A 16127-nucleotide genomic window follows, 5' to 3' on the forward strand; every position below is an offset into this window, starting at 1 on the left:
GGGATGAAAAAAAAGTTAAAACGTAGGCAGTTAACCAAAGACTTAATGAGGGTTATTTATTTCCCGTCACTGTATCTTTTTGCTACTTCTTCCCAGTTAATTACATTGAAAAAAGCATTCACGTAATCTGGTCTTTTATTTTGGTATTTTAAGTAGTAAGCGTGTTCCCATACATCTAAACCTAAAACGGGGTGTCCTCCGCAACCTACACCTGGCATAAGCGGGTTGTCTTGGTTAGGGGTTGAACAAATCTCTAATCTACCTCCTGGATGTACGCATAACCAAGCCCATCCTGATCCGAATTGACCACCGGCTGCATTAGAAAACTTCTCTTTAAAATCGTCGAAAGAACCAAATGCTTCATCAATAGCTTTGGCTAAATCACCTGTGGGTTTACCACCTCCCTCAGGAGACATAACATCCCAAAATAAGTTGTGATTATAAAAGCCACCTCCATTATTTCGCACAGCCTTATTGTCCATATCTAGATTCTTTAAAATATCTTCTATAGATTTATCGGCTAGATTGGTACCTTCAACTGCATTGTTTAATTTGCTCGTGTAGCCTGCATGGTGTTTCTCATAATGAACCTCCATGGTTGCTTTATCGATATGTGGTTCTAGTGCATCTTTTGCATATGCTAAGTCATTTTGTTTAAAAGCCATATATTTAAGTTTTTTTAATTTATTTCCATCAAAAATAATTATAACAAATCAGTAAAGCAATAATAATATGTTATAAATTACTTAAATGCTTAACACTTTTTTGAATGCTTAAACGCAGTTCAATTTTTACTGTTAATAATTGTATTTTCGCTTAAATTCTTTTCTATGTCTACACAGCAAAAGCAGCCTTCTTTTATCATTTATAATGCTTCGGCCGGATCGGGGAAAACCTTTACCATGGTCAAAGAGTATTTGCAACTGGTTTTACAGGCGCCAAAACCAGATTATTATAAGCATATTTTAGCTATAACCTTTACCAATAAGGCGGTTAGTGAGTTAAAATCTCGAGTGCTTCACGCTTTAATCGATTTTAGTCAAGAGGTGACCCCAGAAAATAGTCGGGCTCTTTTTGATGTTGTAGCTGAATCGGTACACCTAGAACCTCAAGTAATACGTTATAAAAGTAAGGCCGTAGTAAATCATATTTTGCATAATTATGCGGCTTTTGAAATATCAACTATAGATGGATTTACGCATAGATTACTACGCACGTTTGCAAAGGACCTTGACATCAACGTAAATTTTGAAGTAGAGCTAGATAGCGACTTAGTGATTGAAGAAGCGGTAGATCGTGTGATAAACAAAGCGGGTAGCCAGCCTCAAATTACCCAGGCATTAATCAATTTTGTACTTAAAAAAGCAGACGATGATAAGTCTTGGGACATCCGTAGGGATTTAACCAAAATGGCTAAGCTGTTACTGGCAGAAGACAATTTTGCTTATTTAGATTTATTGACAGAATATGAATTGAAGGATTTTGATGTCTTTTATAATCAGTTGAAATCCGCCGAAAGCGAGCTAATCAAGCAAAATAAAAAGCATGCAGAGGTCTTTTTTGAGTTGCTTGAACAAAATCAAATTCCAGAAAAATGTTTTAACAGAGGTTCTGTACCTGGTTTTTTTAGGAAAAATTTAAACGGCGATTTGCCTAAGGTTTCGGGTGCGGTTTGGCAAGAAAAAATAGCCGATAATCCGCTTTATACTAAGGGTAAAACCTCCAGCGAAGAGCAAGCGCAAATAGATGCATTACAGCCCCAAATAGCCGAACTTTTTTATGCGATTAGAGACAATTATTATCAAGTGAAATTTTATGCGGCCTTGGCCAAAAATGTCGATGCACAATCGTTGCTTTTTGCCATTCAAAGTGAAATAGATTTGATTAAGGAAGAACGGGATATGTTGCTGATGGTAGACTTTAACAAAAAAATAAGCGAAGAAGTTAAAAACCAGCCGGCTCCTTTTATTTATGAACGCCTAGGTGAACGTTATCACAATTTTTTTATAGATGAATTTCAAGATACATCGGCTTTACAATGGGAAAATTTGCAGCCCCTAATCAATAACAGCTTAAGCGGATTTAATACCGAAAATAAAACGGGAAATTTATTTTTGGTTGGTGATGCAAAACAATCTATTTATAGGTGGCGCGGCGGTAAAGCCGAGCAATTTATTAATTTATACGAAGGGCACTCCCCATTTTCTATCACGGGGAAAACCCTCAATTTACCGGCAAATTACCGCAGCTACCAAGAAATCATCGATTTTAACAATCAATTTTTTACTTTCTTAAGTGATTATTTTTCATTTGATACTTATCAAAACTTATATGCTCAAGCCGAACAGCAAAAAGTGAAAAGTGCGCAAGGTTATGTTCAGCTTGACTTTATAGAAGGTAAAAACAGCGAAGAACAAAATTTGGCCTATGCAGCAAAAACCGTTAAAATAATACAAGAATTAAAAGAAGAAGGTACTCCCTTAAGCGATATTTGTTTGCTTACGCGGAAAAACAAACATGGCATCTTGTTGGCCAATCATTTGGTTGAAGCGGGCATACCGGTAATCTCATCAGAAGCCTTATTGCTTAGTAAAAGTAAAACGGTAAATTTTGTGCAGCAAATATTTGAATTAAGCCTACAGCCAGAAAACAAAGAAATCAGATATGAATTGCTGTATTTTTTAAGTCAACAAATTACATTTCAAAAAGAAGAACTCGCATTTTATAAGACAAGGTTATCGCTTTCTATAGAATTATTTTTTGATTCTTTACAAGTATACGGATTTCACTTTTCTTTACAGCAGTTCCAAAAATTGCCTTTATATGAAGCTGCCGAGTATGTGATAAGATCATTTAAAATTGTAAAAAAAGCCGATGCTTATCTGCAGTACTATTTAGATTTTGTTTACGAGTTTACCCAAAAAAGCCATGCGGGTTTAATGCAATTGGTTGAGGTGTGGAACAAGAAAAAAGATAAATTGAGTATTGTGGCCGCTCAAGGAATAGAAGCGGTGCAAATTTTAAGCGTTCACAAGTCTAAAGGACTGGAGTTTCCTATAGTAATTTATCCGTTTGCGCAACAAAAGTTAGACGATTTTAGTCGGGATAGTCTCTGGGCATTAATAGATGATTTTGAGCTTCCCTTAGGCTATTTAAGTGTAAACAAAGAAACACCTCATTACAGTAAAAAATTAAAAGAAGATTTTGACGTGTTAGCCCAACATAAGTTACTTGATGAAATAAATGTGTTGTATGTCGCATTAACGCGAGCAAAAGAGCAGTTGTATATCATCAGTAAAATAGAAACTTCTAAAACAGCTCAGCGTGAAGAAAATACTTTTGGTGTGCTATTTCAACGATTTTTAGAAAAACAAAACAAGTGGGAGGCAGATGCTTGGCATTACCATTGGGGACATAAGCCTAAGCCCAATGCAATTGAAGACAAGAAGGTGGTTATGCAGGATTTTAGCTTTATTTCAACGCCGCCAGAAAATCACCAAGCCGCTTTGATGACCAAAAATGCGAGTATGTGGCTTACGTCTCAAGAAGAAGCTATAGCTTATGGAGATATGGTACACGAGATTTTAAGTCAAATCATTACTGTAGAAGATATTCAGCCTGCTTTGGCCAATGCTGTAGAACAAGGTGATTTGAACCAAAAAGAAGCTCTCGAATACGAGCAAAGTTTCACGAAAATGGTAAATCATCCAGAATTAAACAGCTATTTTACTAAAGCTTATACCGTTTATACAGAAAAAGAACTCTTGGTAGATCATGCTTATAAACGTTTAGATCGTCTCTGTCTCAAAAACAAAGAAGCGGTAATAATTGACTATAAAACTGGGTCTTATAGTCCCGATCATAAAATACAACTCAATGAATATGCCGAAGCAATTAAGAAATTAGGATATACTGTGAAGAAAGGTGTATTAATATATTTAGAAAACAGGCAGAACATAAAGATTGTTTATCTTTGATATTTAAAACAAAACACTATGTATAGCAAAGAAATTAAAGCACATTTGCAAGCTCAGTTAGACGAAATTAAAGAAAATGGGCTGTATAAGAAAGAACGCGTAATTACTTCACCACAAGATGCAGTAATTAAGATTGAAACTGGTGAAGAGGTTATTAACTTTTGTGCCAACAACTACTTAGGTTTGTCATCACACCCAGAGGTGATTCAAGCGGCTAAAGACACTTTAGATGAACGCGGATTTGGTATGAGCAGTGTACGTTTTATCTGCGGAACACAAGATATCCACAAAAAACTTGAGCAAAATATAGCAGACTTTTATCAAACCGAAGATACCATTCTTTATGCGGCAGCTTTTGATGCCAATGGAGGGGTTTTTGAGCCTATCTTAACTAAAGAGGATGCCATTATTTCTGACTCGTTAAATCACGCTTCAATTATAGATGGTGTGCGCCTATGTAAGGCGGCTAGATACCGTTATCAAAATAACAATATGGCCGATTTAGAAAAACAACTAAAGCAAGCCAATGAAGACGGGGCACGTTTTAAAATTATAGTTACCGATGGCGTGTTTTCAATGGATGGTCTAGTGGCTCCACTTGATCAAATTTGTGATTTAGCCGACAAATACGATGCTTTGGTTATGATAGACGAGTGCCATGCCACTGGTTTTATTGGAGCCAACGGTATAGGTACACTAGAAGAGAAAGATGTAATGGGTAGAATAGATATCATTACCGGTACTCTAGGTAAGGCTTTGGGTGGCGCTATGGGCGGATATACCACTGGTAAAAAAGAAATTATTGAGTTGTTAAGACAACGATCTCGACCTTATTTGTTTTCAAACTCCTTGGCTCCTGCCATTGTAGGCGCCTCAAACAAAGTATTTGAGATGCTTAATTCAAGCACGCATTTAAGAGATCAAGTGATGGAAAATACTGCTTATTTCAAAAAAGAAATGAAGGCTGCGGGCTTTGATATTATAGACGGCGATTCGGCAATTGTACCAGTTATGTTATACGATGCAAAACTTTCTCAAAAAATGGCCGATAGGTTACTGGAAGAGGGAATTTACGTAATAGGTTTCTTTTATCCTGTAGTGCCTAAAGAGCAAGCAAGAATACGTGTTCAACTCTCTGCAGCACATACAAAAGCTCATTTGGAAAAAGCTGTTGAAGCATTCATAAAAGTGGGTAAAGAATTAGGAGTTATTTAGTCTAATTATTGATGAATAGGCGGTTTTCATTAAGAAAACTTTATTATTTTAATTTTTGTAAATGTTAAAGAACCCTCTATTTTTGCTTCAATAACACTAAAAAAAATATTTGAATATGAAACATCTTGGCAAATTATTATTGGCATCTTTATGCTTGTTAGGAATAACTAGCCTACAAGCACAAGATAAAAACAACCCTTGGGCGGTTGGTATTGGAATCAACGCTGTTGACGCTTATCCTGTAGGTGAAGATGCACCACGTGGGGGTATGTTCAGCGAGTTTTTTAATGTAAAAGATCACTACAACATTTTACCTTCAGTTTCTAAACTAACTATAGGAAGATACATCGGTTCTGGCTTTTCTGCAGAAGTAGCAGGTTCGCTTAACCGTATCGACAAGTTTGGTGACCAAAGCGTAGATGATTTAACTTACTATGCTGTTGATGGTGCTGTACAATACAGCTTTAGAGAGATGATTAACGAAACTGGTTGGTTTGATCCTTATTTAGGAGTGGGAGCAGGGTACAACTGGTTAGATGATGAAGGTTTTGGAACCGCAAATGGATCTTTAGGATTTAATTTTTGGTTTACAGAAAACGTTGCTTTCAACATCCAAAGTACCTATAAAAAAGCTTTTGATGATATGGAAGGACCAGACCATTTCCAACATTCTATGGGAATTAAAATTGCGTTTGGAGGAACCGATACAGATGGTGACGGTGTTTATGATGATAAAGACGAATGTCCGAATGAGCCAGGTTTAGCCGAATTTAACGGATGTCCTGATTCTGACGGAGACGGAATTCCAGATAAAGATGATAAATGTCCTAACGAAGCAGGAAGTGCAGAGTTTATGGGTTGTCCAGATACAGATGGTGATGGCATTGCCGATCCAGAAGATGATTGTCCAAATGAGGCAGGTGTTGCATCATTAAATGGATGTCCTGATGCCGATGGTGACGGAGTTAAAGATGCAGATGACAATTGCCCTAACGAAGCAGGTCCTGCAGAAAACAACGGATGCCCATGGCAAGATAGAGACAATGATGGTGTTTTAGATAAAGACGATCAGTGTCCAGATGTAGCTGGTACTACAGCCAATAATGGTTGCCCAGAGGTTACTGTTGAAATTATCAACGAATTGAATGAATATTCTAAAACGATTCTATTCGATCTTGGTAAATCTTCAATCCGTAAAGAATCATATGAAGCTTTAGAGTCTATCGCTGATATTATGGAAGAGTACCCAAATACTGTTTTCCATATTGAAGGGCATACAGATAGTCAAGGTAGTAATAAACTAAACCTAAGACTTTCAAAAGAACGTGCAGCTTCAGTGAAAGATTACTTAGTAAACCAAGCAAATATTGATAGCAGCAGAATTACTTCTGAAGGTTACGGTGAAGAAAGACCAATAGCTACCAATAAAACTGCTGCAGGTAGACAGCAAAATAGACGTGTTGAGGTTTCTTTAGAGAAAAATAGAGACTAATTAAACCAAAATAATTATATTGAAAACGCCTCTGAAAAGAGGCGTTTTTTTATTTTTAGGCTATGCAAACATTTATAGAAGAGACGGTATCTAAAATTTTGAAACAGGAACCCAGGCTAGAGCATTGTAAATTTATTTTACCCAGCAAGCGAGCAGGGGCATTCCTAAAAGAAATCTTACGCAAAGAAGTAGAGGATACAATTTTTGCTCCAGAAGTATTAAGTATAGAAGAATTTATACAAGAAGTAAGTGGGTTAAGCCAGTTGCCTGCTAACAAGACCTTATTTAAATTCTATGAATCGTATGAGGCCGTAATGCCAAAAGAGAAAAAGGAAGATTTTGAAACATTTTACGGATGGGCACATACGCTTTTGCACGATTTTAATGAAATTGACCGTTACTTAATCGATACCGATAGTTTCTTTAATTACTTGGGCGATATTCAAGATATCAACCATTGGTCAAAGCAAGAAAGAAAAACCAGCCTAATCCAAAATTATTTGGCATTTTGGAATGCTTTGCCAGGCCTTTACCAACATTTTGTAGCCAACTTGCTTAAACAGAAAAAAGCCTATCAAGGATTGATTTATCGCGTTGCAGCCGACCAAATTAAAGACTATATAGAAAATAATAAACAGACCAAGCATTATTTAATTGGTTTTAACGCCTTAAATAATGCAGAGCAAACCTTGTTTCAAGAATTACTAACGGGAGCACAAGCCGAAATATTCTGGGACATCGATCAGTACTTTTTAGATAAAAATTATCATGCCGCAGGGTTATTTATAAGGCGCTATAAAAGCGAATGGTCTTATTACCAAGACAAAAAGTTTCCTGAAATGCCCGAGAATTATTATAATTTTGGCGAAATTCATTGTACTGGTATACCTAAGAATGTAGGACAAGCTAAATACATAGGGAACCTACTTCGTAGTTTCTCAGAAGAGAAAATTCAAAATACCGCTCTGGTATTAAACGATGAAGGCCTATTGCCAGTACTTTTAAATTCTTTGCCAGATAATGTGCACGCTGTAAATATTACCATGGGTTTAAAATTAAGTCAAACCCCATTGGCAAGCTTTTTTGAAACGCTTTTTGCAATTCAACTTTCGGGAGACAAGAAGATTTATTACAAGCAATTTTTAGAAATAGTTAAGCATCCTTTTATGCAACAACTATTAGCTAAAGACGTGGCTAAATTACAGCATTATGTAACCGAAGAAAATAGGGTATATTTTGTATTAGAAGAATTACGCGAGTTATGTAAAGCAGAATCATTTGAGCTGCTTAATCTTTGCTTTACGCAAAAGAAAAAGCCAATAGAGATTTTAGAAAACTTTTTACAGATCATTAAAATTTTTGAAAAATTTTTTACCACCCAAAAAGCTCTGGAGCGGGAGTACATTTATCACTTTCAAAAATTATTCAATCAACTGCAAAACCTACTCGATGAGGTAGATCAAATCAAAAGCATTTCGGCACTTCATCGCTTTTATAGGGATAGTATTAATCAACATCAACTTGATTTTACGGGTGCTCCATTTAAGGGCTTGCAAATTATGGGAATGCTAGAAACACGTGTATTAGATTTTGATACCGTAATTATGGCTGGTGTGAATGAGGGTATCCTACCGGCAGGAAAGAGTAATAATTCTTTTATTCCATATGATTTAAAACACCAGTATGGCTTGCCTACCTTCAAAGAAAAAGACGCTATATATACCTATCACTTTTATAGATTATTACAAAGAGCCGAAGATGTACACTTGTTATTTAACTCTAATTTTGAAGGCTTGAATGCCGGAGAAAAAAGCAGATTTATCGCTCAATTAGAATACGAGCGGCAGCTCAAGGTTACTCATTGGATGCCAGAGGCACGAATCAATAAAGAAACACCTAAATCGAGTAAAAAAACCGCTTTAATGCTTAAGGAGTTGACCAGTATGGCCAAAAAGTTTTCCCCATCGGCACTTTCAAGCTATGTGCGGAATCCTCAAGATTTTTATAAACAATATTTATTAAAAATTAACGATCAAGAAGAAGTCGAAGAAACAGTAGCCTACAATACCCTTGGGAGCATCATTCACGACACACTCGAAAATTTATATGATCCATTTAAGGGGCAATTTTTGAACACAAATAATATTGATCAACTCGATAAAATTTACGAAAAAGAACTGCAAAAACAGTTTGCCAATACTTATGCTAATTCCAAAAACCTATTTGGTCAAAACTTGTTGATATATGCTGTGGCCAAACGATATATAAAACGTTTTTTAGCCCTAGAAAGAAAAGAGTTGAAAGACAATAAAATTGAATTGATCGGACTTGAAGTACCTCTCAAAATCAAATTAAATACCAAAAACGATTATGGAATAGGAGGGAAGATTGATAGAATAGACCGTAAAAATGGGGTTTTGCGTATCATCGACTATAAAACCGGTTTAGTAACTCCTAGCCAGTTGAAAATTAAAGATTTTGATACCATTATCAACGATTACCAATATAGCAAAATTTTACAGGTTTTATGTTATGCTTTAATGGTGCAGCGCACTCAAGGTTTCGATCAAGCTCAAGGCGGAATAATTTCATTTAAAAATTTAAAAAATGGATTTATGCAGGTTAAGCAGGATAAAGAAACTTTTATTGATGCAAAATTATTAGCCGATTTTGAAGCGACTTTACTAAGTTTAATTGAAGAAATACTCAATCCTAAAATAGATTTTGTAGAAAAAGAGGTGTAAAAAGCATTGATTTTTAAGATCTAGTAAAAGGCGAAGAATTCAATAAAAAATGATGTACATTTAAATAAAAAAATTATATTTGTACCCAACAAAGTCAGGGGAATTAGCTCAGCTGGCTAGAGCGCTACGCTGGCAGCGTAGAGGTCATCGGTTCGACTCCGATATTCTCCACTTTTTTTCTTCTTTTATCTACCCCTCAAAAAATAACTTTATTCATCTAAGTATTTCTTAGAAATTGCCACGACGGCTCTTTCTTTAATTTTTAGTGTCCTGTTCAGGCAAGATTGCTAATTCTAGTTAAAATAGAAGATTCTCGTGAGATCACAATATTACAATTTACTTACATCTTATAAATCCATAAAGAAGGATCTAAATAGGTGGTATTTTTAAAAATATAAAAATTTAATGTAGGTCTTTGGGTTGCCGTTGCTTTTCCTACCTGACCTATCATTTGTCCACGCGAAATTTTTTCGCCTACCTCAACCCGAATATCGTTAAGGTTATTATAAACCGATATAAAGTCACCGTGTCTAATCATAACGGCTTTATTAGCGCCTTTTATAGCCTGGATTTTAAATACCTCACCTTTAAAAATGGCATTCACGGGTTCATTCTCATTAGTTTCTATACGAACACCATTATTCATTATCTTAACGGTATGAATGGTTTTTGATGGGTGTTCGCCAAATTTCATAGTAACCACTCCAGATTTTACAGGCCAAGGTAATTTACCCTTATTGGAGGCAAAGTTGGCTGCAAGTTCCTTAGCTTCGGGTGTTAAAGCAAATTTGTTTTTACTAACTTTAGCACCTTTTTTCTTGTTTTCTGCAGCGATGGCTTCACGAATTAGCTTCTGAATTTGCGCATCTATTTCGCTAATTTCTTTTTGTCTCTCTGCAAGTTGGGCTTTAAAGCTGCCTGTTTTTTCTCGTACTTCAGCAATGAGTATTTCTTGCCTTCGTTTATCTTCTTTGAGTTTTTGTTGGGTTTTTCGATTATCGGCTAACAAAGACTCCTTGGCTTTACGCTGTTCGATTAATTCATTGTTTAGCTCTTTTAATTCTTGGGTTTGTTCTTTTATTTCCTCCCCTTGCTGGTGTCTGTAGTCAGCATATTGTTTCATATACTGCAACCGCTTATAGGCCTGCAAAAAGCTTTCTGATGAAAGTAAAAACATCACCCTGCTTTTTTGCGATTTGCTTCGATAAGATTTGCTAATCATTTTTGCATAATCAGCTTTTAGCTGCTCTAGATCTTTACGTAATTTGGTGATTTTACTCAAATTTTCATTTATCTCACGAGTAAGCAAATTAGCTTGTTGGTTGGTCACTTTTATCAGTTGTTGAGTTGAGCTTATTTTACGCTCAATATCTTCAACTTGAACCAGTAGCGACCTACTTTTTTCCTGGTTGTTTTCTAGTAAATTATTGATTTGCGCAATTTCTTTTTTTAATGCGATACGTTTTGCTTCAAGCCGTTCACGAGCCGTGCTTTGTGCTAACACCGGTGTGGTTAGCAGCAGGCATAAGAAAAACATAAAAAAGGTAAAGTGCGTTTTATAAATCATGGTAATTCTATGGCTTTATATCCTTTTGGGATTTCAAATGGGAAGCTTACAGGCTTATTCACTTCTATACTTCTGTAATCGATTTCAATTTGTGTGTTTTCGTTTACTTTGTTTGCTTGTATATTAATTTTCTTGGGAAACCAAAAATCGTTAATTTTTTGATATTCGGGATAATTTATGCGAATACTTTCGGCCTGATCTAATTTATGATAATGTTGAGCATTTAATCGGAAATGAGAAGGATTTATAAGTAAAGTCTGACTCAAAAAAGCACTGAGTTGAGCGGTAAGTTTATATTCTTTTTCTTGATATAATAAGTCATATTTACCTTTTGTAGCGGTAAACATAGCTTGTCCCAACAAAAGATTTTGTACTTGTTCGAAATCAACCGGTAGATTGAGCCATTTACTTAGCAATTCAAAATCACCATCAAAATAGGTTTGGTCTATTTTCTCATAGTATTGTACTCTATTCGGAGTGATATAAACTTTGGCTAAAGGAATAATCCCAGCTAGTTTTGCACTCAACCAAATGGCTTTATCTTTTTCTATGCGAGCGCTAATGGCAATAGATTGTGATTCTTCTTTGCTGGTGTAGCTTCCGCGCAAGCGTACTTGTAAAGTTTTAATATCGGGAAAAGACTTCTCGTGAATCTTGGTAAGTTGCCTAATCGAAACATCTTTTGAAACCTTTCCACTCAGTGGTTTACTGGTTTTACAGCCCAAAAGAATAAGGCTAACCGCAAACAAATAAATTATATTTTTAAGCATGCCACTAGCGATTTTTTAAATTTTGAAGTTGATTTTTGAATGATTGAACTTTTTCTGAATTATTCATTTCTTGATAATAATTGATTAAAGCCCTATAAATATCTGCCTGTAAAGTTTGGTTATTTACTACCAGATTCAAACTCATTAAAAGGTTTTTCTCTGCTGCGTCAAGTTTAAGCGTGTTGAACTGGCCCCAACCTAGGGTATAATAAAAAAGTGCTTGAGACGGGTATACATCAATTGCTTGTTGGCTAACTTCTAAGAGCACCTCATATTTTTTGAGCTTTTGGGCTAAAATAAGCACGTTTTTAAGGGTTTCAAAATGGTAAGGATCTTCTTGTAGTTTAGAGATATAATGATTAAATGCAGCAAGCTGGTTTTCATCGACCATATATTCAGCTACTAGTTCGCTATTTGCTTCACGCTCGATTTCGGTTTCAACCAAAGCCAAAAATTCATCTTTATATTGCGGTTGTTCCTGGACAAATTGTGCAAAATCCTGTAATACCCTCTTCTTTATAGTTAGATTGTCAACATTTTTGATGACTTTATTTATAGATACGATGGCTTGATCAAACTTTTTGTCTTTGAGATATTGCTTATATAGGGCATAATGAGCTGCAGGAGCGTTGGCATTTACTCGTAGTAATTTTTGGGCAACTTGCATCATTTTATCCAACTTATTCTGTTCTTGATAAAACTGCATTAAAACCAGGTAAGCATCTTCTTCTCCCGTATGCCTGTCGATATAATTACGCAGGTAAGTTTCTTTAAGGCTAGCGGGAGCCTTTTTAAATATCTTTTTTTTAAAATTTTCTCTATATTCAGAATAGCCCTCTTGCAAATTTAAATAGTCTAAACTCTCTAATGCGGCTTCATAACTTTGCGTAAGGAAGTATAAATTGGCTAAATCTTCATAAAATAAATTATTTTTTTTGGCAAAATCTATTGCTAGCGGTATGGCCTTTTTGTACTGATTTGTTTCTAAGTAAACTTGAAAAAGTAAGCTTTTAGCTTCGCGCTTTTGCGGATATTTTTCAGTCAAGGGTTTAAGCAAATTTTCGGCTTCTTGATATTTTTTTAAGGCCAAATAATTTTTACCAAGTTCTAAATCTACCGCTTGGCTACGGTCAAATTTTTTGGCTTTTAATAATAAATTTATAGCCTGCTCATGGTTTAAAATAGCTTTTTGCGCCAAGGCGTCAAAAAAAAGTTCTTGAAATTCGTCGTTTACTTGACCCAAGTTAGCTTGAGAAACCGAATCGGAAACAATAGGACTTTTTTGCGCATAAAACTTTTGCTGTACTCCAATAATGGTGAACAGAGAACACATAAAAAGTCCTATTGCATACTGCTTCATCTTAATCTAAACTTGAATAATCGCCAATGCTAATTTTTGTGAATTTACCATCAAATGTAGCGTGATTCCCGATCATAGCCTCATCGAGTTGTGCATTTCTAATGTTGCTATGGGTTTGTATTAAACTGTTTTTTATCTGGCTGTTTTCTATGCTACACCCCTCTCCTATAGAAACATTTGGACCAACCGTAGTGTTCACCAATTTAACGCCTTTACCAATATAACAAGGAGGAATAATGGTTGATTGTTCTAAAATAATATCATCAGAGACAAGTTGCTCCTTTTCTTCTTGATGCAAAAAGTTAAGCATGCGCTTATTGGTTGCTACCGTTACAGTTTTATTGCCGCAGTCCATCCATTCATCTACTTTCCCAGGCTTAAAGACTAAACCTTTTTGCTTCATTTTTTCTATACCATCATTGATTTGATATTCTCCGCCACGCATTAATTTCTCGTCAAGAACCAATTGCAATTGATTTTTAAGTACGCTTACATCTTTAAAGTAATAGATACCGATAACGGCAAGGTCTGATACTTTATCTTTTGGTTTTTCAACCAAATCTGTTATTTCATTTTTATCGTTTAATTTTACCACTCCATAAGCTTCGGGGTTCTCAACTTGTTTTACCCAAATTACACTATCTGCTTCTTTATCTAACGTGAAATCTGCTTTGAATAGTGTATCCGCGTAAGCGATAACTGCGGGACCACTTAAAGAGTCTTGTGCGCACATAATGGCATGACCAGTGCCCAATGGTTGATCTTGAATATAAATACTCGCCTTGGCACCTAAATTCTGGGCAATCTGCTTAAGCTTTTCTTCTATTTCCAGACCAAAATCTTTTCCTATTACAAAGGCTATTTCATCTATTGGCGCATCGAGTACTTGTGCGATATCTTCTACAAGGCGTTGCACAATGGGTTTACCCGCAATAGGTATTAGTGGTTTTGGTACAGTGAGGGTGTGCGGTCTTAAACGCGAGCCTCTGCCCGCCATAGGTACAATAATTCTCATAAGATATTTTTAATGTCGTTTTAACTTATTTTCCGGTGCTACCAAATCCTCCGGCGCCACGTTGGCTTTCCTCGAGAACGCTAACTTCTTTTAGATTGGCTTGCTCGTGTTGGGCAATGACCATTTGTGCGATACGCTCACCATCTTCTATAACAAAAGATTCTTGCGAGAGGTTCACCAAAATAATGCCTATTTCTCCTCGGTAGTCGGCATCGATTGTGCCTGGAGAATTAAGTACAGTAATGCCTTTTTTTAAGGCTAAACCGCTACGAGGTCTTACTTGAGCTTCGTAGCCTATTGGAAGTTCAATATATAAGCCTGTTTTAATTAGGGTGCGCTCTAGCGGACCTAAAATAACTTTATCTTCTAGATTGGCGCGTAAATCCATTCCTGCTGCTCCTTGGGTAGCGTACTGCGGTAATGGATGTTTAGATTTATTAATGATTTTAACGGTCATAGGACTAGTTATAAGAATTGAGCGATAAATTTTCTCTCTTTTATGTAAATGATTCCCAAAAATAAGAAAAGTAACAGGCTTCCTATATATAAATCGCTGTTAAATATGTAGAATGAAGCAAATGAAAAACCAATTCCTAATCCCAAATAAATTAAAATATTGGTCAAATCATAGGGTATGTGGTAGTATTTTCTTCCGTAAAGATAAGATATCACCACCATGATGACATAGGCAGCAAGAGTAGCATAAGCTCCGCCCATAAAACCGATTATAGGAATAAGGCTGTAATTGAGTAAAATGGTAATGCCTGCTCCTAAAACCGAAAAATACATGCCAAAACGGGTTTTATCGGTTAGTTTATACCAGTAGGCTAGATTAAAATAAATACCTAAGAATAAATTAGCCAGTAAGACGACGGGTACAATGTTTATGGCTATCCAATAAGAATCATCTCTTACTATTAATCGTTTAAAAAGATGCAAATAAACGCATACAAACACTAGCATTAAACTACCTAATATCACAAAGTACTTCATAATAACAGCATATGTATGTTTTGCGTTTTTTTGTGCAGCGTGGTTAAAGAAAAATGGCTCGGCGCCGAGACGAAAACCTTGAATAAAAATGGTCATGAAAACCGCAATTTTGTAGCAAGCAGCATAGGCTCCATTTATATCCTTATTTAGCAATTGAGGTATAAGCCATTTATCAAAATTTTCATTGATTACATAGGCTAATCCAGCCACCATTATAGGCCAACCGTATTGTATTAACTGCTTAAAAATTCTCGTATCGAATTGCCATTTTGTTTTAAAAAAATAAGGCGACAACAAAAGTAGAGTGAACAAACTGGCCACTAGATTAGCTATGAAAACATAGGTAACTAGATCGTGAGAATAATCTAGAAAACCCAGAGACCAAGTAGTTTTGGGGATAAACCACAAAAAAAAGTAGTTAAGACCTACATACAACGCGATATTTAAAATTTTAATTACAGAAAATTTTATGGGTTTCCCAGTGGCGCGCAAATAGGCGAAGGGAATTACCACAAGGGTGTCTAAACCAATTACCGCAATGAGTAGATTAAAGTAATCTTGTTTTAAATTAACCCATTGTGCTAAAAACGCACTGTTAAGATAAACGCAGCCTATAAAAGCTAAAGTAGTAAAAGTAAGACTGATAAATGCTGTAGAAAACACCTTTTCTTTTTCTTGATGTTTACTAAAAAACCTAAAAAAGGCAGTTTCCATTCCATAGGTGAGTAAAACATTAAAAAAGGCCGCATAAACATAAAACACGGTGTTGTCTGAGTAATCTTCGTTTTCTAGTGTAACTGTAAGTAAAGGAACCAATAAAAAATTCATTAATCGTGGTAAGACGGTGGCCATACCATAAATTAATGTGTCTTTAAAGAAATTATTTAATGTGTTCAAGGCTCTTTAATTGAGGTTTTAAAAGTAGGTATTTATTAGCAATCTAGCAATGCGGTAAGTTATATACAAGCGGTTTGTATTAAGCTTAAAGCGGATA

The 16127-nt window shown here is 35.6% G+C and carries 11 protein-coding genes and 1 tRNA gene; 5 read left to right on the forward strand and 7 right to left on the reverse strand.

Annotated features, from left to right (window positions below; all coding sequences use genetic code 11):
• Positions 1-56: 56 nt before the first annotated feature.
• Positions 57-665 (reverse strand): superoxide dismutase, encoded by a 609-nt coding sequence (locus ACH2AZ_RS03270; protein ID WP_394906623.1) that lies wholly within the window; start codon positions 663-665, stop codon positions 57-59.
• A 165-nt stretch (positions 666-830) separates the two neighbouring features.
• Between ACH2AZ_RS03270 and ACH2AZ_RS03275 the strand changes: the two genes are divergently transcribed.
• From ACH2AZ_RS03275 to ACH2AZ_RS03295, 5 genes are all read left to right on the forward strand, one after another.
• The gene (locus tag ACH2AZ_RS03275) at positions 831-3977 is read left to right on the forward strand and encodes a UvrD-helicase domain-containing protein (RefSeq protein WP_394906624.1); all 3147 of its coding nucleotides are present in this window, start codon (positions 831-833) and stop codon (positions 3975-3977) included.
• Positions 3978-3995: 18 nt separating this feature from the next.
• The gene (gene kbl / locus ACH2AZ_RS03280; protein WP_394906625.1) at positions 3996-5192 is read left to right on the forward strand and encodes a glycine C-acetyltransferase; all 1197 of its coding nucleotides are present in this window, start codon (positions 3996-3998) and stop codon (positions 5190-5192) included.
• Positions 5193-5307: 115 nt separating this feature from the next.
• Entirely contained in the window at positions 5308-6684 is a 1377-nt protein-coding gene (locus ACH2AZ_RS03285; protein WP_394906626.1) for an OmpA family protein, read from the forward strand.
• 62 nt (positions 6685-6746) lie between these two features.
• A complete protein-coding gene (locus ACH2AZ_RS03290; RefSeq protein WP_394906627.1) occupies positions 6747-9428 on the forward strand; it encodes a PD-(D/E)XK nuclease family protein in 2682 nt (893 codons plus the stop codon).
• Positions 9429-9525: 97 nt separating this feature from the next.
• A tRNA-Ala gene (locus tag ACH2AZ_RS03295) sits at positions 9526-9599 on the forward strand.
• A gap of 169 nt (positions 9600-9768) precedes the next feature.
• On the opposite strand, the gene ACH2AZ_RS03300 is transcribed toward ACH2AZ_RS03295, so the two are convergent.
• Genes ACH2AZ_RS03300 through ACH2AZ_RS03325 form a run of 6 tightly spaced genes read right to left on the reverse strand, consistent with a single transcriptional unit; the run spans position 9769 to position 16030 of the window.
• On the reverse strand, positions 9769-10995 hold the full coding sequence (locus tag ACH2AZ_RS03300; RefSeq protein ID WP_394906628.1) for a murein hydrolase activator EnvC family protein: 1227 nt from the start codon (positions 10993-10995) through the stop codon (positions 9769-9771).
• Entirely contained in the window at positions 10992-11765 is a 774-nt protein-coding gene (locus ACH2AZ_RS03305) for a DUF4292 domain-containing protein (RefSeq protein WP_394906629.1), read from the reverse strand. The genes ACH2AZ_RS03300 and ACH2AZ_RS03305 overlap by 4 nt, the downstream gene beginning before the upstream one ends.
• A 4-nt stretch (positions 11766-11769) precedes the next feature.
• Positions 11770-13125, reverse strand: a complete 1356-nt coding sequence (locus tag ACH2AZ_RS03310; RefSeq protein WP_394906630.1) for a tetratricopeptide repeat protein — start codon at positions 13123-13125, stop codon at positions 11770-11772.
• 1 nt (position 13126) lies between these two features.
• The gene (locus ACH2AZ_RS03315) at positions 13127-14140 is read right to left on the reverse strand and encodes a sugar phosphate nucleotidyltransferase (protein WP_394906631.1); all 1014 of its coding nucleotides are present in this window, start codon (positions 14138-14140) and stop codon (positions 13127-13129) included.
• A gap of 25 nt (positions 14141-14165) precedes the next feature.
• A complete protein-coding gene (dut, locus tag ACH2AZ_RS03320) occupies positions 14166-14597 on the reverse strand; it encodes a dUTP diphosphatase (RefSeq protein WP_394906632.1) in 432 nt (143 codons plus the stop codon).
• Between the two features lie 8 nt (positions 14598-14605).
• Entirely contained in the window at positions 14606-16030 is a 1425-nt protein-coding gene (locus ACH2AZ_RS03325) for a lipopolysaccharide biosynthesis protein (RefSeq protein WP_394906633.1), read from the reverse strand.
• Between the last annotated feature and the right edge of the window lie 97 nt (positions 16031-16127).

It is taken from the genome of uncultured Mesonia sp. (genome assembly GCA_947499595.1).
Taxonomy (GTDB): Bacteria; Bacteroidota; Bacteroidia; order Flavobacteriales; family Flavobacteriaceae; genus Mesonia; species Mesonia sediminis.